Below are 19,036 nucleotides of genomic sequence, written 5' to 3'. Positions count from 1 at the left end.
CTTTCTCCTGCTTGTGTCAAATACCCATCATGGCGCGCAGCATCTTCTTGTCGGTGGTGCCGCCGGCGAAATCATCAAAGGCCTTTTCCGTCACCCGGATAATGTGGTGCTGGATGAAGGGCGCGCCTTCGGCCGCGCCGTCCTCCGGATGCTTGAGGCAACACTCCCATTCCAGCACCGCCCAGGAATCGTAGCCATACTGGGTAAGCTTGGAGAAGATGCCGCCGAAATCGACCTGCCCGTCGCCAAGCGAGCGGAAGCGGCCGGCGCGATTGGTCCAGCTCTGATAGCCGGAATAGACGCCTTGCCGCCCCGTCGGATTGAACTCGGCATCCTTGGCATGGAAGGCCTTGATCCGCTCGTGATAGATGTCGATGAATTCGAGATAGTCGAGCTGCTGCAAAAGGAAATGCGACGGGTCGTAGTTGATGTTGCAGCGCTTGTGACCGCCAACCGCGTCGAGGAACATCTCGAAGGTGGCGCCGTCGAAGATGTCCTCGCCGGGATGGATCTCATAGCCGACGTCGACGCCGTTCTCGTCATAGACGTCGAGGATCGGCTTCCAGCGCTTGCCGAGTTCGGCAAAGGCCTCCTCGATCAGCCCGGCCGGCCGCTGTGGCCAGGGATAGAGATACGGGAAGGCCAGAGCGCCGGAAAACGTCACCGAGGTTTTCAGGCCAAGATTCTTCGAGGCCTTGGCGCCGAACTCCATCTGTTCGACCGCCCATTTCTGCCTGGCCTTGGGGTTGTTGTGCACCGCAGGCGGTGCAAAGCCGTCGAACTGGGCATCATAGGCCGGGTGCACCGCCACCAGCTGCCCTTGAAGATGCGTCGACAGCTCGGTGATCTCGACGCCGGCATCAGTGCAGACGCCTTTCACCTCGTCGCAATAGGTCTTGGAAGACGCCGCCTTCTTGAGGTCGAACAGGCGTGCATCCCAGGTCGGGATCTGCACGCCCTTGTAACCGAGACCGGCCGCCCATTTGGTGATCGAGGCCAGCGAATTGAACGGCGCGGTATCCCCCGCGAACTGCGCCAGAAACAGCCCCGGACCCTTCATTGTCGACGGCATCGGCATCCTCCCAATTCATTTTTCCAAGGACCAAGCATAGCGCCTGATGAAAGCAGGGCCAGCCTCTTTGGTCTCTTGTGATGTGCATTCTCGTATGGCATTCTGGTATTACCAAATACCGGAAATGGGTCAAGCCATTTGACTCACGCGCAAAGCTGCCAGGGCATTCCATTTTTGGCGATATATACCAGCATAATCAATACAGTACACAGATGCCGATATCGCATGGCGGCGGTTCTTGCCGCGCGACAAAAATTGCTGTAGACCTCCATTAGGGCCCAATTGGTCGAACCAGTTGCGCAAAAACGCTGGAGCGCCTTGGGGAGGAAACACGCGACGCGCCTTGTGGGGGGCATCGCAGGCGAACTGGCACAGACGAATTCTGGGAAGGATAGACCATGCATCTTTCGACGCACAACTGGATGCGCGCGGAACCGTTGGAGGTGACGCTGAAGCGCATCAAGAAATTCGGCTACGAGTCGATCGAGATTTCCGGCGAGCCCGAGCAATACAAGACCAAGGAGACCCGCGCGCTGCTGAAAGAATACGGCATCCGCTGCTGGGGGTCGGTGACGCTGATGCTGGGCGAACGCAACCTTGCCGCCAGGGACCAGGGCCAGCGCGAACGCTCGGTGCAGTACGTCAAGGACGTGCTGACCATGGTCAGCGAACTTGATGGCGAGATCATAACGCTGGTGCCCGCGACCGTCGGCAAAGTGGTACCGGACGGCACCGAGGAAGAGGAATGGAAGTGGGTGGTCGACGCCACCCGCGAATGCTTCACCCATGCCAAGAAGGTCGGCGTCAAGATCGCGGTCGAGCCGCTCAACCGCTTCGAGACCTATCTGTTCAACCGCGGCGCGCAGGCGTTGGCCCTGGCCGATGCGGTGAGCCCCGAATGCGGCGTCTGCCTCGACGCCTATCACATCCATATGGAAGAATTTAACGTCCATGACGCGATCCGTCAGGTCGGCAAACGGCTGTTCGACTTCCACGTCGCCGACAACAACCGCTTTGCCGCCGGCCTTGGCCAGATCGATTGGCCACGGATCGTGCAGACGCTGAAGGAAGTCGGCTATGACGGCGCGCTGACCAACGAATTCGTCGCGCCCGTCGACCGCACACCCGCCGCGCCCTATCCCGACATGGTCGACCGGAATCCGGTCGACATTTCTCCCGAACAGCTGAAGTTCATCCAGGATCACGGCTCCAGCGTGCTGACGGAGAAATTCTACACCGACCAGATGCGCATCACGGCCGAAACGCTGCTGCCGCTGATCAAGTAGCCGATCGGGATGCGCATCAAAACGGTCCAGGCGTGGTGGGTCCGCGTGCCGATTGAGGCCGCGAAGCAGCATCGCAGCGACTTTGGCCAGGTGACGACGTTCGACGCCGCCATCCTGCGCATTGAGACTGACGACGGGCTGATCGGCTGGGGCGAGGGCAAGAACGCCGCCGGCAGCGCCGGCAGCTATGGTGCGCTGGTCTACATGCTGAATCACGAGGTCGGGCCGCAGCTGATCGGCCGCGACCCCGCCGACATCGGCATGATCTGGGAGATGCTCTACAACGGCGTGCGCCATGACAGTGCCGCGCGCGCCGGCCATGCCATGCCGCAGCTGGCGCGGCGCGGCATGAGCATTGCGGCAATCAGCGCCGTCGATATCGCGCTCTGGGATATTCTGGGGAAGTCGTTGGGACAGCCGGTGTGGCGGCTCATCGGCGGCCGCAAGCTCGACCGCATGCCGGCCTACGCCTCCGGCGGCTGGGCTGCCGCCGAGGCTATCGGCGAGCAGCTCAAATCCTACATCGCCAAAGGCGGCTTCAGGGCGCTGAAGATGCGCGTCGGCGCCATGGACGGCGCCCCGCACATTTCCGCCGCCCGCGTCCGCGCCGCACGGCAGGCGCTCGGTCCTGACGTCGAGTTGATGGTCGACGCGCACGGCACCTATACGGTGGCCGAGGCCAAGCGCTTCATCAGCCTGGCCAGCGATCTCGACCTCGCCTGGTTCGAGGAGCCTGTTATCGCCGACGACAAGGCTGGTATGGCCGAGGTGCGCGCCTCGGGCTCGATCCCGATCGCCACCGGCGAAAGCGAAGCGACGCGCTACGCCTTCCGCGATCTCGCGGTGCTGAAATCCGCCGACATCTTCCAGCCGGATCCGGCCTTTTGCGGCGGTATCAGCGAGGCGATGAAGATCGGCACCATCGCCAGTGCCTTCAATCTGCGCTTTGCCCCGCATCTGTGGGCCGGCGCGCCATGCTTTTTCGCCGGCCTGCATGTTTGTGCGGCCTCGCCTGCCAGTTTTACCGTCGAATATTCGCTCGGCGCCAACCCCATGATCCACGATCTTATCGAAGAGACTGTCGAAGCAAGGGACGGTATGATAGCGATCCCTGAAAAGCCGGGTCTGGGATTCACCATTTCGGAGCGGTTCCTGGAGGCGCACGCGCAACGCGGTTGACGATGAAAGAAAAGAACCTTCTCGCCGAACTCGCCGCCTATCTCTTCGCCCATTCGGACAAGGAGACCGGCCGCACGCCTTCGGAGCGCGAACTGGCGGAGCATTTCGTCGTCAGCCGCGGCCAGATCCGCGAGGCGCTGGCCATCCTCGAGGCCATGCGCATCGTCGAGCGCCGCGCCAAATCCGGCATCTATGTCGACACCAGGCAGGCCAGTGTCGAGGCGCTGGCGCTGTTTGCCCGTGCCGGCCTGCCGCTCGACCCGGTGCAAATCTACGAGACCGTCGAACTGCGCAAGATCCACGAGATAAAGGCCGCCGAACTTGCCTGTTCCCGCGCCACTGAAGAGAATTTCGAACGCCTGCGGGAGATCCTGAAAGCCTCGGAGGAGTGCATCGCCGCCGGCGAAGGCCTCGCCAAGGAAGACCGCGAATTCCACCTCGAAATCGTGCGGGCGACCAAGAACGGCGTCTTCCACAATATCTGCAGTGTCTATTACCTGATGGGCGAGCAGCGGCTGCCGATCTACTTCAACGATCCCGAGCGCTCAGTGCGCTCGCATGCCGAGCATATCCAGATCTACGAGGCGCTGCTGCGTCGCGACGGCAATCTCGCCCAGGCGCTGATGAGCGCCCACCTGCAAGGCGCGGAAAGCTACTGGAAGGGGATCATCGAGGGCCGGGAGGCGCAAGCGCAAAGCCTGGCACTTGAGAAGGTCTAGTGCAATTCCAGGAAAGGTGTGAAACGGTTTTTCTGGGAAAAGCGCGCGGCGCTTTCCTTTGAGAATTGCGACTAGCGAGAGCCCCATGCCCAGAATCCTGTCGACGCACACGCTGCATCCGCGTGCCTCCGTAATGCTGGCGGGCGCCGGTGAACTCGTCGTCGCCTCAGCGCTTGATGCGGCAACGCTGACCGCCGAGGCGAAGCATGCCGACGTCATCATCGTTCGCGCACCGCTGCCGCCGTCGCTGTTCGAAAACGCCACGAAACTCAGAGCAGCGGTCCGCCACGGCGCCGGGCTCGACATGGTGCCGATGGAGGCCGCGGCCGCGGCCGGCGTGCTGGTCGCCAACGTGCCGGCGGTCAATGCGCGTTCGGTCGCTGAATATGTGATGTTCGCGGCCCTTGCCCTGCTTCGGCGCTTCCGTTCGGTCGACCGCGACTTGCGCGCCAAGGGCTGGAATGCCGGCCGCGACCACGCCAGCCATGCCAGCGAGCTTGCCGGCAAGACCATCGGCATCATCGGCTTCGGCGCCATCGGTCAGGCGGTCGCCCATATCGCCGCGCACGGCTTCGGCCTCGACGTCGTGGCGACGACCCGCAGCATGCAGCCGGCGCCCGACAGGATCGGCTTCCTGTCGATCGATGCGCTGATCGAACAGAGCGACATCATCGTGCTCTGCTGCCCGCTGACGCCGGAAACGCGCGGCCTGATCAGCCGCGAACGCATTGCCCGCATGAAGCCGGACGCGCTTTTGATCAACATTTCGCGCGGACCGGTGATCGACGACGAGGCGCTGATCGAGGCCTTGCGCCAAGACCGGATCGGCGGCGCCGCACTCGACGTCTTTGCCACGCAGCCGCTGCCGGCAAACCATCCCTATTTCGGTTTCGACAATGTTATCGTCACCCCGCATATGGCGGGGATTACCGAGCAATCGATGATGCGCATGGGCGTGGGCGCGGCCGGCGAGACCTTGCTGGTGCTGGCCAACCGGCTGCCTGTCAATCTGCGCAATCCCGACGTGGTCGAGCATTACCGCAGACGGTTCCCGGCGGACGCGTGAACCATGTCCGGTTTTCGCTTCGCATCTCTGGTTCTGGCAGTGTCGTCGATCGTGGCCTTACCTTCGCTCGCGGCGGCACAAAGCAGCGATTATGTCTATTGCAGCAATGGGATCGTCTGCATGATGGCGCCCTGCCCGTCAGGCAATGCGCTGGATCTGACCACCGGCAATGTCGTTAAAGGCGTGGAGCTCAACACTACGGAATTGCCGCCGCTGGACAGATCGGCACCTGACCTCTCCGACAAGCTTTATGCTGGAAAACTCGTCGTCGGAGGATCGATCCAGCATCGCGGCCAGCCGAACGATCCGCCGATGCTGGTCGTTACCAAAATCGAACGCTCCTCCAAGAAAAGCGAGCGCAAGCGCTGCGCGGCACGTTGACTGCCGACCTACGGCTCGCTGCCTATCGGAGCAGCCGCTCGACTTCAGCCGCGATGCGCAGCAGATGGTGGTCGTGGCCATTGCGCGCCACCAGCATCAGTCCGGCCGGCAGCGTCATGCCGGGCATCGGCAGCGAGATCGCGCAGAGGTCGAACTGGTTGGCGACCTGGGTATTGCGCAGCAGCAGACCTTCGGTGCGTTCACGCAGAGCCGTATCCTCGGCCATCGAAACGATAGTCGGCGCTGTCACCGGCGTGGTCGGCAGAGCTAGCACATCGACCGAACCCAACCGCTCGTCCATGGCTATGCACAGTGCCGCGCGACGACGCATTGCCCTGATATAAACCGGCGTCGGTATGGCCGCCGCCCGCGACAGCGGCCCGCTGACATGGGGATCGACCGGCACCGATGCGCCCGTCGCCAGCCAGTCGGCATGGATTTCAGAACCTTCCATGGCCGCGATCGAGCCGCGTTTGGTGGCCAGGCGCAGATCGGCAATGAGGTCGTCGATCGAAATGTCCGTGAGCCACGCGCCTGCCTGCTCGATCCCGGCAAGGCTGCGATCGAATGCGGCGGCAATCTCCGTTTCCGTGTCTTCGAAAAGCAGGCCGCGCGGAATGCCGACACGAAGCCCGGCAAGCGCTAACGGCAGGTGCAGTTGCGGCATCTGCTCGCCCGTCATCGCGGCGTCAGCCAGGGCACACGCAGCAACACTCAGCGCCAGCGGCCCGATCGAATCCAGCGTCGCGGAAAGGGGATAGGCACCAGTCAGCGGCACGCGCCGCGCCGTCGGCTTGAAACCGACGACGCCGTTCAGCGATGCCGGGATGCGCACCGAACCGCCGGTGTCGGAGCCGATGGAAATGTCGCTCGTCCCCTCGCCAACGGACACGGCGGCGCCCGACGACGAACCGCCTGGAATGCGGCTGGTGTCGGCGGCATTGCCCGGTGTGCCGTAGTGCATGTTGTCGCCGATAGCGGTGAAGGCGAATTCGGTCATGTTGGTCTTGCCGATGATGACGGCGCCGGCCTGGCGCAGACGGTTGACGACCGCAGCGTCGTGCCGACGGGGCGCGGTGTCCCTCAGCATCAGCGACCCGGCCGTGGTCGGCTCGCCGGCGACATCGAACAGATCCTTGATCGAGATGATGGCGCCGTCGAGCGGCCCGAGCGATACGCCGGCCTTCTTGCGCGCATCGGTGGCCTCGGCCGCTGCGCGCGCCGCCTCGGCATAGAGTTTGGTGAACACCTTCTCGCCTGCCGCGCAACTGGCAAGACGTGACAGGATGATCTCGAGACGATCGCGGATTGATTGCATGTCGATGTCGGATTCCGTCAAGGTGGAGCGTCTTTAAGGCATATGGGCCGCTAGGTCAGCGGAAGGAATAGCCCGGACAGCGTGCCTTTGCACCTGCCAGCGATAGGAAGGGACTGATGCTGTACAAAGGCAGCTGCCACTGCGGCAAGGTTGCGTTCGAATTCAAGGCGCAGCTGACCGGCGCCGTGCGGTGCAATTGTTCGATCTGCTCGCGCAAGGGCGCGCTGTTGGCCGCCATCCCGCATGACAGCCTGACGGTGCTGGCGTGGGGCGACGATCTCGGCACCTACACATTCGGCAATCATGCAATGGCGCATCGCTTCTGCCGCACCTGCGGCATCCATCCCTTTGCCGAGGATGTCAGTCAGGGCAGCGAACGCAGCGCCTACATCAACCTCAACTGCGTCGCCGATTTCGATCCCACCGGCCTGCCGGTCTTCGACTTCGACGGCCGCGCGGTCTGACCCTACGGTAGCCTCTCACCACAAAAGCAACGCCCCGAAAACCTTGATAGTTCTCGGGCCCGCTGCTTTAGCCAAGGATGGCTATCGGCTATTCGACGCGCTTAGGGCCGCGCGCGAACACAACGATCGCCGCCAGCAAGGTCGCAGCGCCACAAATAGGCGAAGGCGCTGGCCACACCGGCATTGTCGACCACCAGGCCGCCGAAGACGGCGCGTTTCTGGCGCTCGCCGTTTCTTGCGTCTTTCCCGCTCGCGCCTTTGCCCTCGAGGACAGCTATCTCCCGGCCGACAAGTTCCCCTATGTCGCCGAAGTGCCAGACCAGCCGCATCGCCTTGGCCCGTTGTGGGGTGACCGGGCCAAAGGCCCGGCGGGCACCTTGCTGAAAGTTCCCGGCAACTGGCGCGCGCCGGTTCACGCGCACACCGCCGACTATCGCGCGTTGGTCATCAAGGGACTGTGGGCGCATTGGCAAATGGACGGCGGCGAAGCGACGAAGGTCGAATTGCCGCCGGGATCCTACTGGACCCAGAAGGCCAACGAGATGCACGACGACGCCTGCCTCTCAGAGACGGAGTGCGTGATCCTGCTGATCAACGATACGCCTTACGAGACCTACTTCCAGAAATAGTCAGGCGGCGCCGTCGTTCGACCGCAACTAGCTGGCGTGCCGCAAGCTCACGCCGCTGCCCTTGTCGAACAGCACCACCTTGTCCTGATTCCAGGCAAAGCGCACCGGCTGCTCGATCTGGACATCGGTTCTGGCCGGCACCGTGGCGCGCAGCGTCGTGTCGCCGACCCGCAGAGTCAGGATCTTTTCCACGCCATGGTTCTCGACATCGTGGACGCGTGCCTCGACCGGCGCACCGCTTTCAAGATACACATCCTCAGGTCGAATACCGAAGACGAGCGGGCGACCGTCGGTCGCACCGCCCGCCTTGGCACCCCCAGAGAAAGGCAGTTCGAAATTCAGCGGCGCCATCACCGCGCGGCCGTTGACCAGCTTGCCATCGATCAGGTTCATCGGCGGCGAGCCGACGAAGCTCGCCACATAGGTATCGCGCGGATTGTTATAGATCTCGTGCGGCGTGCCGGTCTGGATGATGCGGCCATGGTTGAGCACGCCCACCTTGTCGCCCATCGACATCGCCTCGATCTGGTCGTGGGTGACGAACAGGAAGGTGGCGCCAAGCTGGATCTGCAGGTTCTTCAGTTCCGTGCGCAGCGCCTCGCGCAGTTTGGCGTCGAGCGCCGACAGCGGTTCGTCCATCAGGAACACGCGCGGCTTGCGCACGATGGCGCGCCCGATAGAGACGCGCTGCATTTCGCCGCCTGAAAGGCGGTCGGTCTTGCGGTCGAGCAGATGCTCGATCCGCAGTGTCTTGGCCGCTCGTGCAACACGGTCCTTGATCTCGGCATCCGGCAGCCGACGGATCTTCGGCTTCAGCGGGAATTCGAGATTTTCGCGGACCGTATAGCGCGGATAGAGCGAATATTGCTGAAGCACCAGCGCCACGTCGCGCTCGGCCGCACCCCAGTCGGCGACGTCGACGCCGTTGATGAACACCTGACCCTCGGTCGGCTTTTCCAGACCCGCGATCATGCGCAGCGTCGTCGTCTTGCCGGCGCCGGTCTCGCCGAGCAGCACGAAGAACTCGCCATCGGCGATCTCGAGATCGAGCCCGGTCAGTGCGGTGTGGTTGCCGAAGCTCTTGGAAATATTCTTGAGCTGGATATGAGCCATCAGAGCCTCACCTCAAGCGACTTGCCGCTTGCCGTGTCGAAGAAATGTGCTTGCGTCGGATCGATCCTGGCGAAGACCTTTTCGCCCGGGCCGCCGACGAAGCCGCTCTTGGTGCGCGCGCGCAGCATCTTGGAGCCGACCTTGAGATCGACAATGTCGAACGAGCCGAGCGGCTCGACGATCTGTGTCTCGACCGGCAAGAAACCCTCCGCTGCTTCATGGCGCACCAGCACGCCTTCGGGCCGGATGCCGAGCGCCAGCTGGCCGCCGGCATGGCCGTTGAGCTTGGACAAAAGCGTGCGCGGAAATTCGAAGCCGGCGGCAGCGCCACCGACGGTGACCGAGGCCGCCGATGCGGTCTCGGCGATCGCCGCATCGGCGACGTTCATCACCGGGCTGCCGACGAACTGCGCCACGAACAGATTGGCCGGATGCGAATAGACCTCGTCAGGCGAACCGACCTGCTGCAGCACGCCCTCATGCATGATCACGATGCGGTCGGCGAGGCTCATCGCCTCGATCTGGTCGTGCGTGACATAGATAGTGGTCGAGCCCTGTTTGATGTGCAGCCGCTTGATCTCGGCCCGCATCTCTTCGCGCAGCTTGGCGTCGAGGGCGCCGATCGGCTCGTCCATCAGCATCGCCTTCGGCCGCCGCACCAGAGCCCGGCCGATGGCCACACGCTGCATGTCGCCGCCCGACAGCGCCGACGGCTTCTTGGCCAGCAGTTCCGTGATCTGCAGCGTCTTGGCGACCGAGCGCACCTCGCTATCGATCTCGGCCTTGCTCTTGCGCGTCGCGCGCAAGGGAAAAGCAATGTTCTCATAGACGCTCATATGCGGGTAGAGCGAGAACGACTGGAACACCATGGCGATGTCGCGGTCGGCGGCCTTGAGGTGTTGCACCGGCTTGCCGTCGATGAGGATGTCACCGCCGTCGATCGTCTCCAGCCCGGCAACCGCCCTCAATGTCGTCGTCTTGCCGCAACCCGACTGACCGAGCAGCACGATGAACTCGTTGTCGTCGATCTTGAGGTTGAGGTCCTTGATGACCTGGACCGCACCGAAGAATTTCTGGACGCCGCGAAGCTCAATCTGGGTCAATGCTCTGCTCCCGGATTGCGCACCTGGCCGGTACCGGCCTTCTCCGCCGGCGCGATCTTCGAGGTGATGTTGAAGCCGATCAGGCCGATCAGGATGATGGTCACGCCATAGCTGTGCAGCAGCAGGTTCCACGGCTGGCAAAGCGCGATGATGCCGAGGACCATCAGCACCTGAGACCCCGGTTCGAGATATTTCTGGTTGATGGCTCGAAAGCTCATTTGCGGATCGCTCCGAAGGACATGCCGCGCAGCAAATGGTTGCGGAGCAGGAAGGTGAAGATTGCGACCGGCAGCAGGAACAGGAAGGTTCCGGCGGCGATCACCGTCCAGTCGGGCAGGCCGGCGCCGACCTGGCTGGGGATGAAGGGCGGCGCCGTCTGGGCGCGGCGGTTGGTCATGATCAGCGCGAAAGCATACTCGTTCCACGCCGTGATGAAGCAGAAAACCGCGGTCGCGGCGATGCCGGTGGCGGCCTCCGGCAGCACGATCTTGAAGAAGGCTTCCATGCGGGTGTAGCCGTCGACCAGCGCTGCCTCTTCATACTCCTTCGGGATCTCGTCCATGAACCCCTTCATCAGCCACACCGAAAAGGACAGGTTGAAGGCGGTATAAAGGATGATCAGCCCGATATGGGAATCGTTGAGGCCGACGGCCCGGTACATCAGGAACATCGGGATCGCGACCACCACCGGCGGCAGCATGCGCGTCGACAGGATGAAGAAGAGCAGATCCGCCTCCCCCTTCACCTTGAAGCGCGAGAAGCCGTAGGCGGTGAAGGTACCCATGCCGACAGCCAGCACCGTCGAGGTGATGGCAATGATCAGCGAGTTCATGAAGCGGCTCGGATAGCCCGACCATTGCACCTGGCCCTTGCCGTCGCGCACGATCTTTTCACCGCCATCGAAGACGACACGTTCCCACCAGGGTGCCGCCGCATACTCTTCCGGCGACGGCGGGTTGCGCATCTGCGAGCGCTTGGTGAACAGCTTGACGAACGGCGATATCTCGGGCTGGAACACCACCGTCGGCGGGATGGTCGTGGCAAGATTGCGCGGCTTGAACGCCGTCGAGGCGATCCAGTAGATCGGCGCCAGGAAGATGATCGTCACCAAAAGGACGGCGACGATGGCGACGCGATTGAAGCCTATTTCGGAAGAAGTGCGGACGGCGGCCATCTCAGCGCTCCTTCACCTTGTTGAGGTACTTGACGTAGATGTTGGTGATGGCCAGCACCATGATCAGCACGATGTAGGCGAGCGCGCAGGAGCGCCCGGTCTGCCATTCCTGGAACGCCATCTTGTACAGCCGGATCGAGATCAGCTCGGCCGTCGGCTGGCTGGTCAGGATATAGGCGAGGTCGAAGGTCTTGAACGCTTCCATGGTGCGGAAGATGACCGCGATCATCAGGATCGGCGCGACCAGCGGCAGCGTGATGCGGAAGAAGGTGTAGAACGGTCCGGCGCGGTCGATCGCCGCTGCTTCGTAGAGATGCTTCGGCACCGCTGAAAGACCGGCCAGCGACAACAGCATGACGAAGGGCGACCACATCCAGATGTCGGTTAGCGCAACCGCATAGAGCGCCATCTTGGGGTCGGCCAGCCACTCGAAATTGCCGAGGCCAAGCGCATAGTTGATGACCCCCCATGACGGATCATAGAGCAGTTTCCAGAACAGACCGACGACGGCCATCGACAGCATCATCGGCAGCAGCAGCAGCGTTGTGATGAGACCCTTGAGGGGAATATCCCGGTTGAGCAGCATGGCCACGCCGAAGCCGACGAGCAGCTGACCCGCGACCGAGATGATGACGTACTTCGCGGTGATGGCGAAGTTGGACCAGACATAAGGGTCGTTGAGCAGGTCGCGATAATTCTGCAGCCCGACGAAATTCGCCGGCGCGTTGGTCGACGCGCGGAAATCGGTGAAGGAATAGCCCAGCGAATAGATCAGCGGGAAAATGTTGAAGACGATCAGGAACAGGATCGTCGGGATTATGAAGAGGTTGCGGATCGACATGTCGCTCAAGCCGCGTGCAGCGGCCCGCGAGGAAGTGTCCAGCGTGGTGATCATCGTGGTCGCCAAGACCCTGCTCCCGTTTCGGAAAAAAGAACGGAGGAGGCACGGATGCCTCCTCCGCGAGAAAAGCTGCTTATTGGCCGCGGCCGTATTTCTTGAACGTCGCGTTCCAGTCGCCTGCGAGGGCGTCCAGCGTTTCCTTGGCGGTGCCTTCGCCGCCGATCATGTAGGGATAGACGCGCTGGTTGAGCTGCTGCAGCAGCTCGGCATATTCCGGCACCGCCCAGAAGTCCTTCACCTTGAACATGGTCTCGTAGAAGGCCTTGTTGTACGGCGTGGCGTTCTGGAACTCCTCCGACTTGAGCACGGCGGCGCTGCAGGTGTAGCCGCCGAGCGCCGCCCACTTCTTCTGGGTCTCGTCCTTGATGAACCATTCAAGGAACTTCGTCGCCTCTTCCTGCTTCTTGGAGTAGGAAACGATCGAGATGCCCTGACCGCCGAGTGCGGCGAACTGATCGCCGTTCGGGCCTGGAGGATTGGCGAAGAAGCCGGTGTTCTTGGCGTTCGGGTTCGACGCCTCGTTGATCAGCGAGGGGAAGAACGCGAAGTAGTTCATGCTCATCGCGGCCAGGTTTTCGGTGATCGCCTGATTGTCCTCCACGAAGAACGACTTGGCCCAGCCCGGAGGCGTGAACGTGTAGAGTTCCTTGTAGGCGTCGAGTGCGGCGATTGCCTTGTCGGAGTTGATGAAGCCGTCGACCTTGTAGGTCTTGTAGTCACCCAGTTCGCCGCCGAAGGAGAACAGCGCGTTTTCGAAGCCCATCGCCATCGCGTCATAGGAATTGTCGGTGTAGATGGCGATGCCGTATCGCTTCTGATCCGGCCGGTAGAAGAACTCCGCGATGTCGCGCAGCGCCTTGAAATCCTTCGGCACGTCGAGATCGTAGCCGTACTTGGCCTTGAAGGCTTCCTTTTCCTTCGGGTCCTCGAACCAGTCCTTGCGATAGGACCAGCCGACAGCGTCGCCTTCGAGCGGGATCGCCCAGTACTTGCTGCTGCCGCCCGGATACTCGGCGTAATATTTCACCGTTGCCGGCGCCATCACTTCGCCAAGCTTGTGCTTGTTGAAGAAGTCGGTCAGGTCGACATAGTGGCCGCCGGTCGAGCCGGCGCCGAGCCATTGCGAGTCGCCGACGACCATATCATAGGCGTCGCCATGGGCGTTGAACTCGGTGAAAGCCTTGGTCTGGAAGTCGGACCAGGGCGTGGTTTCCACCGTGATCTTGACGCCGGTTTCCTTCTCGTACTCGTTGCCGAGTTCCTGCAGATAATTGGCCGGATCCCATTCCGCCCAAAAGATGGTGAGCTCCTTGTCCTGCGCGTAGACGGACGTTCCGCAGGCAAGTACTAAGCCGATACCAGCAAGCAGGCTGGTCATTGTCTTGCGCATAATGATTTCCTCCCTTGTGCGCATTCTACCTTGTCATGCTAGCCGGCGGTGAAGCCGGCCTGGTAGTTCCTCCCGAGATCGCACCTTTCCGGTTCCAAGCCTCCTCGCTTTGCCGGAAACTGGATCGCAGCTCTCACTTTCGATCCGCTTTTTCTGTCCTGATCTGGTATTACCAATTTTGGATAGCCGTCAAGCTCTTTCTTGGACCACCACCGGACCTTGCATAACCGGATTCTTCATGTATCCGACTGTTTTCCCTGAATTTTCCTACTCGTTGATATAGGAGAGCCTTGTTTCGGCACCGCCATCCCGGTTAACATCAATAGTGCGCATCCAAATCTGGTCGAACCAGATTGGCGCTATTTCGCCAACGCCTCTGGCCGGACCGCATCGGTTTCAGCCGTTGATTCCGCCACCGCGGCGCGCACAAGGGCGCCCGCCGCCCATTGCGCGACCGACCGCATGCCGCGGCTATCGAGCCCCCATATATCCTTCAGCACGATCAGCACTTCGACGCCGAACATCATCGACAGCACCTGCGCCAGGCGCTTGAACTCGCGCGGCGGCAGCCGGCCCTTGAGCGGTGCGATGGCATCCTTCAGCAGCTGGACGCGATGTCCGCGCGTGAATTGCGGCTCGCCGTCCAACGTGCCCGCCTGCCGCTGCGCCCATTGGTCGAGCGACAGTTTCAGCGCCGCCTTGAAAGTTGCCTCGAAAGCCTCGATGCGCGGCATGGCGGTGTCGAACAGTTCGGCGACGCGGCGCCCGGCATCGGTGGACGTCGATTGCCAGGTCAGGATCGGCCCAAGCCCCTCGTCGACCACCGCCTGCACCAGGGCTGCCTGGCTTGGGAAATAGCGATAGGCGGTGGCGCGCGACACTTGCGCCGCCTCCGCGACTTCGCTGACAGACGGGGTGACGCCCGCCTGCATCAGCCGCGTCGCCGTCTCCAGCATCAGCCGTTTTGTGCGGGCCCGCGGGCCGCGTTCGGCAGCCTCGTTGGCGTCGTCGTTCCCAGCGGCTTGTTGACGTGAGACTTCCATGTCAATACGATACGCGCGTCTCAAAAAATTGCAATGACCTTTGCCTACCGAAAGGCCGGCAAAGGGCGACAGGCGGCCCGGCGCCGGTCGGCCGGTGACGGGAGAAACGCGATGAAGCGCATCTACGTGGTGGGCACAGCCGACACCAAGGGCGAGGAACTTGCCTTCCTGGCCGATGCTATTGCCGCCATCGGCAGTTCGGTTGCCCGTGTCGACATCGGAACGCGCGGCGCCACCGTGCCGGTCGATATCCCGGCCAGCGAGGTCGCGGCGCATCATCCGGATGGAGCCAGTGGCGTGCTCGGCATCGTCGATCGCGGCACGGCGGTGGCCGGCATGAGCGCCGCCTTCACAAATTTCATTCCGTCGCGCGACGACATATCAGGCGTGATCGGCATTGGCGGCGGCGGCGGCACGTCGATCATCACTGCCGGCATGCGCGCGCTGCCGCTTGGGCTGCCCAAGATCATGGTCTCGACGCTCGCCTCCGGCGACACCGCGGCCTATGTCGACGTCTCCGACATCATCATGATGCCATCGGTCACCGATATGGCGGGACTGAACCGGCTGTCACGCGTCGTGCTGCACAATGCGGCGCAGGCAATCGCCGGCATGGCCGCCAGGCCGGCGCCAGTCGCCACTGGCAAGCCGGCACTCGGGCTCACCATGTTCGGCGTCACCACGCCTTGCGTGACCGCCATCGCCGACCAGTTGCGCGCCAACTATGACTGCATGGTCTTCCACGCCACCGGAACCGGCGGCCGCTCGATGGAGAAGCTCGCAGACTCGGGCCTGCTCGCCGGCGTCATCGACATCACCACGACGGAAGTCTGCGACCTGTTGTTCGGCGGCGTGCTGCCGGCGACGGAAGACCGCTTCGGCGCTATCGCCCGCACCAAGCTGCCCTATGTAGGCTCGGTCGGCGCGCTGGACATGGTCAATTTCTGGGCGCCGCCGACCATTCCCGAGAAGTTTAGGGGCCGGCTGTTCTACGAGCACAATCCCAACGTCACACTGATGCGCACCACGGTGGACGAATGCCGCGGTATAGGCGAGTGGATCGGCATCAGGCTCGCTCGCTGCGAGGGCCCTGTGCATTTCCTGATCCCCGAAAAAGGCGTCTCGGCACTCGACATCGAGGGCGGCGCCTTCTTCGACCCCGAAGCCGACGCCGTGCTGTTCGATGCCGTCGAGCGCACCATCAAGCCGAACGCCGCGCGCCGCGTCACACGCCTGCCGTTGCACATCAACGATCCGGAATTTGCCAAAGCCGCAACCGCGGCCTTCCTCGACATCGCCAGATAGTGAGAGCCAACAAATGCCCGCAATACCGCGCAAAGACATATTGAAGAAGTTCAAGGCGATGATCGCCGACGGCGTGCCCATCGTCGGGGGCGGCGCCGGCACCGGCCTGTCGGCCAAGGCCGAGGAAGCCGGCGGCATCGACCTCATCATCATCTACAATTCCGGCCGCTACCGCATGGCCGGGCGCGGCTCGGCTGCCGGCCTGCTCGCCTATGGCAACGCCAACGAGATCGTCAAGGAAATGGCCTACGAGGTGCTGCCGGTGGTCAAAAAGACGCCGGTGCTGGCCGGTGTCAACGGCACCGATCCCTTCGTCATCATGCCGCTGCTGCTTGCCGAGCTGAAGACGATGGGCTTTTCCGGCGTGCAGAATTTCCCGACCATCGGCCTGTTCGATGGCAGCATGCGCCAGAGTTTTGAGGAAACCGGCATGGGCTTCGGGCTGGAGGTCGACATGATCGCCGAGGCGCACAAGCTCGATCTTCTGACCACGCCCTATGTCTTCAACCCCGACGAGGCGCGCGCCATGACAAAAGCCGGCGCCGACATCGTCGTTGCCCATATGGGGGTGACGACCGGCGGCTCGATCGGAGCCACGTCGGCCAAGTCGCTCGACGACTGCGTGGTCGAGATCGACGCCATCGCCAACGCGGCGCGCTCGGTGCGCAAGGATGTCATCCTGCTTTGCCATGGCGGGCCGATCTCGATGCCGGATGATGCCCGCTACATCCTCGACCGCTGCAAGGGCCTGCATGGCTTTTATGGCGCGAGTTCGATGGAACGGCTGCCGGCTGAAGCCGCGATCGCCAGGCAGACGGCGGATTTCAAGGCCGTCACGCTGCACGACCAGAAGAAAAAGAAGGGATGAGATCATGACCGACAAGAGCAAGGTGTTCGTATACCCGAAGGACGTGAGCGCCTTCGGCTTTGACTGGGGCAAGCTGTCGCTGACAGTCGCGCCGGAAGTAAATGGCGCGACGCGCTTTTCCGGCGGCGTCGTCGACCTGCCGTCAGGCAAGGGCCACACGCGCCACAACCATCCCGGCGCGGAAGAGATCATCTTCGTCATCTCAGGCAATGGCGAGCAGATGGTGGAGGACGAGGAGGGCAATCCGGTCGTCGCCAAGGTCGGCCCCGGCTGCACCATCTATGTGCCGGAAAGCCGTTTCCATTCGACACTGAACACGGGCGATGGGCCGATGCAGCTCTTCGTCGTCTATTCGCCGGCCGGACCCGAACTGGTGCTGCGGGAGTTGCCGGATTTCAGGTTGATCCCGGCGGGGAAGTAATCGCGAAAGGCCCCCTTCATCCGGCCGCTTCGCGGCCACTTTCTCCCCGAGGGGGAGAAGAGGCAGAAGCCAGCGCCGGCGCAAACTCCTCTCCCCTCGGGGAGAGGTCGGATAGCCCCGAATTGCCCTTCGCAATTCGGATGGCAATCCGGGTGAGGGGGTAGCGCCGAGCTAGGCTATCCCACCTCTATTCCACCCCCGTGCCCGATCCCCAAACATCACATACCCCGCATCCGTCACCGCCAGCGTATCCTCCAGCTTGATGAACCCCCGCGTCGGGTGAAGCATGGTCGTCTCCACCGACAGCACCATGTTCGTCTCCAGCGGCTTGGCCGAATAAGTGCCTTCATAGGTGACCGGGTGGTTGGTCATCAGGAACGGCGCTTCATGGGTGATCAGGCCCATGCCATGGGCGAAGAAATCCGTATAGGGCGCGACCTTCGACGCCTTCAGCACGCCCTCCGCGTGCGAAATCATATCGCCGCCGATGGTGCCTGCCCTCACCTTCGAGAACGCCGCCTGCTGCACCGTCTCGACCTCGGCCAACAGATCTTCCAGCTCGGCATCCGGTTCGCCCAGAATGCCCATGCGGCAGAGATCGCCGATATAGCCGTGATAATTGCCGCCGGAATCGATCGACAGCACCTCGCCCTTTTTCCAAGCCTGCGGTGACGCCGCACGGTTGTGGCTGGAGCCCAGCGTCAGCAGGCAATATTCGAAATGCGCGCCGCGATTGGTCTCCTCGCGCCTGAGCTGCTCGATCATCTCGGCCTTGGTCGTGCCTTCGCGCGCCCACTGGATAGTCGCCAACATGGAATCGGTGATCAGCTCGGAGGCGATGCGCAGCTTCTCCAGCTCGGCGTCTGTCTTGATGGCGCGCATGCGCTCCAGCATGTCGGTCGCGTCGATCAGCTTCGCGTCCGGCAACGCCTTGCGGATCAGCGCATAGGCATCGGACGGCAGGAAGGCCGGCTCGATGCCGATGCGGGCGCCTGCCTTGCCGATCTTGCTGACATGCTCGACCGCAAGATTGGCGGCGTCGAGCGTACCCCAGCAGGCGGCATGCAGCGTCGGCGTCCAGAACGGGTTGTTCTGGTGCTCGGCGCCTTCCATGCGGTTGCCGATATAGGCGGCATGATCCGGCCCGCCCTTCTCATAGACGACGACAGGCAGATAGCGGCTGTGGCCAATCGCATCCATGGCGGCGAAGAAGATGAATTTGTAGCCACCGAGCAGATATTGCGTGTTGTGCTTGGACGTCGCCAGCAGCACATCGATGCCGGCTTCCTCCATCAGCCGGTCGACCCTTGCCTGGTCGAACGGGATATTGCTGACGGCATTCTTGCCCGGGGCAATGTTCATTGTTCTCTCCCTGATTTCCGTGGGATCGCCGGCCGCGCTGCGCCAGATTCCCTTGGCTGTCGGTCAAATCTGCATCATTGTCCACTCTGGTCCAGCCAGAAATAGGGTCAAATTGCTTCAGCGGGCGGTCGCCAAGTCGTCTTTGCTGCATATCAAGGCAATCTGGTCCTACCAGAATATCAGAATAAAAGGGCCACCTCTAAACTGGTCCAGCGGACGAAAATTTCAAAGCCAAGCAAGGA

20 protein-coding genes are annotated in these 19,036 nt (G+C 62.5%); 10 read left to right on the top strand and 10 right to left on the bottom strand.

Translation table 11 applies throughout. The features are described 5' to 3' along the window. Positions 1-16: 16 nt before the first annotated feature. Complete coding sequence (locus tag NLY43_RS23010; RefSeq protein ID WP_023683011.1) at positions 17-1,072, bottom strand: sugar phosphate isomerase/epimerase family protein; 1,056 nt, start codon at positions 1,070-1,072, stop codon at positions 17-19. Positions 1,073-1,470: 398 nt separating this feature from the next. Here NLY43_RS23010 and NLY43_RS23005 point away from each other — a divergent pair, with 398 nt between their 5' ends. From NLY43_RS23005 to NLY43_RS22985, 5 genes are all read left to right on the top strand, one after another. Beyond that, the gene (locus NLY43_RS23005) at positions 1,471-2,358 is read left to right on the top strand and encodes a sugar phosphate isomerase/epimerase family protein (RefSeq protein WP_023669836.1); all 888 of its coding nucleotides are present in this window, start codon (positions 1,471-1,473) and stop codon (positions 2,356-2,358) included. A 9-nt stretch (positions 2,359-2,367) separates the two neighbouring features. Beyond that, complete coding sequence (locus NLY43_RS23000; protein ID WP_023700157.1) at positions 2,368-3,537, top strand: mandelate racemase/muconate lactonizing enzyme family protein; 1,170 nt, start codon at positions 2,368-2,370, stop codon at positions 3,535-3,537. Positions 3,538-3,539: 2 nt separating this feature from the next. Continuing rightward, a complete protein-coding gene (locus NLY43_RS22995; protein WP_023686625.1) occupies positions 3,540-4,256 on the top strand; it encodes a FadR/GntR family transcriptional regulator in 717 nt (238 codons plus the stop codon). 85 nt (positions 4,257-4,341) lie between these two features. Further along, complete coding sequence (locus tag NLY43_RS22990; protein WP_023712297.1) at positions 4,342-5,322, top strand: NAD(P)-dependent oxidoreductase; 981 nt, start codon at positions 4,342-4,344, stop codon at positions 5,320-5,322. A gap of 3 nt (positions 5,323-5,325) precedes the next feature. Next, a complete protein-coding gene (locus tag NLY43_RS22985; RefSeq protein WP_023712296.1) occupies positions 5,326-5,703 on the top strand; it encodes a hypothetical protein in 378 nt (125 codons plus the stop codon). Positions 5,704-5,725: 22 nt separating this feature from the next. Here the strand turns inward: NLY43_RS22985 and NLY43_RS22980 are convergent, their stop codons facing one another. After that, positions 5,726-7,021, bottom strand: a complete 1,296-nt coding sequence (locus NLY43_RS22980) for an amidase (RefSeq protein ID WP_023713450.1) — start codon at positions 7,019-7,021, stop codon at positions 5,726-5,728. A gap of 116 nt (positions 7,022-7,137) precedes the next feature. Between NLY43_RS22980 and NLY43_RS22975 the strand changes: the two genes are divergently transcribed. Then, a complete protein-coding gene (locus NLY43_RS22975) occupies positions 7,138-7,485 on the top strand; it encodes a GFA family protein (protein ID WP_023669842.1) in 348 nt (115 codons plus the stop codon). Between the two features lie 218 nt (positions 7,486-7,703). Continuing rightward, a complete protein-coding gene (locus tag NLY43_RS22970; RefSeq protein ID WP_031199561.1) occupies positions 7,704-8,114 on the top strand; it encodes a DUF4437 domain-containing protein in 411 nt (136 codons plus the stop codon). Between the two features lie 27 nt (positions 8,115-8,141). On the opposite strand, the gene NLY43_RS22965 is transcribed toward NLY43_RS22970, so the two are convergent. The 7 genes from NLY43_RS22965 to NLY43_RS22935 form a co-directional block, all read right to left on the bottom strand. Then, positions 8,142-9,227, bottom strand: coding sequence for an ABC transporter ATP-binding protein (locus tag NLY43_RS22965; protein WP_023686632.1), 1,086 nt, complete (start codon positions 9,225-9,227; stop codon positions 8,142-8,144). Continuing rightward, positions 9,227-10,330, bottom strand: a complete 1,104-nt coding sequence (locus NLY43_RS22960) for an ABC transporter ATP-binding protein (protein ID WP_023683000.1) — start codon at positions 10,328-10,330, stop codon at positions 9,227-9,229. The genes NLY43_RS22965 and NLY43_RS22960 overlap by 1 nt, the downstream gene beginning before the upstream one ends. Beyond that, positions 10,327-10,548, bottom strand: a complete 222-nt coding sequence (locus NLY43_RS22955; protein ID WP_023669846.1) for a hypothetical protein — start codon at positions 10,546-10,548, stop codon at positions 10,327-10,329. Before NLY43_RS22955 ends, NLY43_RS22960 begins: the two co-directional genes overlap by 4 nt. Next, the gene (locus NLY43_RS22950) at positions 10,545-11,504 is read right to left on the bottom strand and encodes a carbohydrate ABC transporter permease (protein ID WP_023682998.1); all 960 of its coding nucleotides are present in this window, start codon (positions 11,502-11,504) and stop codon (positions 10,545-10,547) included. Before NLY43_RS22950 ends, NLY43_RS22955 begins: the two co-directional genes overlap by 4 nt. A 1-nt stretch (position 11,505) precedes the next feature. Then, positions 11,506-12,411, bottom strand: a complete 906-nt coding sequence (locus tag NLY43_RS22945) for a carbohydrate ABC transporter permease (protein ID WP_023682997.1) — start codon at positions 12,409-12,411, stop codon at positions 11,506-11,508. Between the two features lie 67 nt (positions 12,412-12,478). Next, positions 12,479-13,795, bottom strand: a complete 1,317-nt coding sequence (locus tag NLY43_RS22940) for an ABC transporter substrate-binding protein (protein ID WP_023669849.1) — start codon at positions 13,793-13,795, stop codon at positions 12,479-12,481. 359 nt (positions 13,796-14,154) lie between these two features. Then, positions 14,155-14,838, bottom strand: coding sequence for a TetR/AcrR family transcriptional regulator (locus NLY43_RS22935; RefSeq protein ID WP_023712292.1), 684 nt, complete (start codon positions 14,836-14,838; stop codon positions 14,155-14,157). A gap of 111 nt (positions 14,839-14,949) precedes the next feature. On the opposite strand from NLY43_RS22935, the gene NLY43_RS22930 reads away from it, so the two are divergent. Genes NLY43_RS22930 through NLY43_RS22920 form a run of 3 tightly spaced genes read left to right on the top strand, consistent with a single transcriptional unit; the run spans position 14,950 to position 17,432 of the window. Further along, a complete protein-coding gene (locus NLY43_RS22930) occupies positions 14,950-16,143 on the top strand; it encodes a Tm-1-like ATP-binding domain-containing protein (RefSeq protein WP_023712291.1) in 1,194 nt (397 codons plus the stop codon). A gap of 13 nt (positions 16,144-16,156) precedes the next feature. Next, a complete protein-coding gene (locus NLY43_RS22925) occupies positions 16,157-17,011 on the top strand; it encodes a phosphoenolpyruvate hydrolase family protein (RefSeq protein WP_023712290.1) in 855 nt (284 codons plus the stop codon). Positions 17,012-17,015: 4 nt separating this feature from the next. Further along, the gene (locus tag NLY43_RS22920; protein WP_023698983.1) at positions 17,016-17,432 is read left to right on the top strand and encodes a cupin domain-containing protein; all 417 of its coding nucleotides are present in this window, start codon (positions 17,016-17,018) and stop codon (positions 17,430-17,432) included. A gap of 171 nt (positions 17,433-17,603) precedes the next feature. On the opposite strand, the gene NLY43_RS22915 is transcribed toward NLY43_RS22920, so the two are convergent. Further along, on the bottom strand, positions 17,604-18,794 hold the full coding sequence (locus NLY43_RS22915; RefSeq protein WP_023712289.1) for a M24 family metallopeptidase: 1,191 nt from the start codon (positions 18,792-18,794) through the stop codon (positions 17,604-17,606). Positions 18,795-19,036 lie beyond the last annotated feature (242 nt).

This window comes from Mesorhizobium sp. C416B (assembly GCF_030323165.1).
Classification (GTDB): domain Bacteria; phylum Pseudomonadota; class Alphaproteobacteria; order Rhizobiales; family Rhizobiaceae; genus Mesorhizobium.
The sequence above is the reverse complement of the archived record's forward strand: the minus strand, read 5'-3'. Positions and strand labels throughout refer to the sequence as shown.

Bases quoted from the DNA above. Each gene is read 5' to 3' on its own strand.
- NLY43_RS23010 (WP_023683011.1), bottom strand. From the start codon at position 1,072: ATGCCGTCGACAATGAAGGGTCCGGGGCTGTTTCTGGCGCAGTTCGCG.
- NLY43_RS23005 (WP_023669836.1), top strand. From the start codon at position 1,471: ATGCATCTTTCGACGCACAACTGGATGCGCGCGGAACCGTTGGAGGTG.
- NLY43_RS23000 (WP_023700157.1), top strand. From the start codon at position 2,368: ATGCGCATCAAAACGGTCCAGGCGTGGTGGGTCCGCGTGCCGATTGAG.
- NLY43_RS22995 (WP_023686625.1), top strand. From the start codon at position 3,540: ATGAAAGAAAAGAACCTTCTCGCCGAACTCGCCGCCTATCTCTTCGCC.
- NLY43_RS22990 (WP_023712297.1), top strand. From the start codon at position 4,342: ATGCCCAGAATCCTGTCGACGCACACGCTGCATCCGCGTGCCTCCGTA.
- NLY43_RS22985 (WP_023712296.1), top strand. From the start codon at position 5,326: ATGTCCGGTTTTCGCTTCGCATCTCTGGTTCTGGCAGTGTCGTCGATC.
- NLY43_RS22980 (WP_023713450.1), bottom strand. From the start codon at position 7,021: ATGCAATCAATCCGCGATCGTCTCGAGATCATCCTGTCACGTCTTGCC.
- NLY43_RS22975 (WP_023669842.1), top strand. From the start codon at position 7,138: ATGCTGTACAAAGGCAGCTGCCACTGCGGCAAGGTTGCGTTCGAATTC.
- NLY43_RS22965 (WP_023686632.1), bottom strand. From the start codon at position 9,227: ATGGCTCATATCCAGCTCAAGAATATTTCCAAGAGCTTCGGCAACCAC.
- NLY43_RS22955 (WP_023669846.1), bottom strand. From the start codon at position 10,548: ATGAGCTTTCGAGCCATCAACCAGAAATATCTCGAACCGGGGTCTCAG.
- NLY43_RS22950 (WP_023682998.1), bottom strand. From the start codon at position 11,504: ATGGCCGCCGTCCGCACTTCTTCCGAAATAGGCTTCAATCGCGTCGCC.
- NLY43_RS22940 (WP_023669849.1), bottom strand. From the start codon at position 13,795: ATGCGCAAGACAATGACCAGCCTGCTTGCTGGTATCGGCTTAGTACTT.
- NLY43_RS22935 (WP_023712292.1), bottom strand. From the start codon at position 14,838: ATGGAAGTCTCACGTCAACAAGCCGCTGGGAACGACGACGCCAACGAG.
- NLY43_RS22930 (WP_023712291.1), top strand. From the start codon at position 14,950: ATGAAGCGCATCTACGTGGTGGGCACAGCCGACACCAAGGGCGAGGAA.
- NLY43_RS22925 (WP_023712290.1), top strand. From the start codon at position 16,157: ATGCCCGCAATACCGCGCAAAGACATATTGAAGAAGTTCAAGGCGATG.
- NLY43_RS22920 (WP_023698983.1), top strand. From the start codon at position 17,016: ATGACCGACAAGAGCAAGGTGTTCGTATACCCGAAGGACGTGAGCGCC.
- NLY43_RS22915 (WP_023712289.1), bottom strand. From the start codon at position 18,794: ATGAACATTGCCCCGGGCAAGAATGCCGTCAGCAATATCCCGTTCGAC.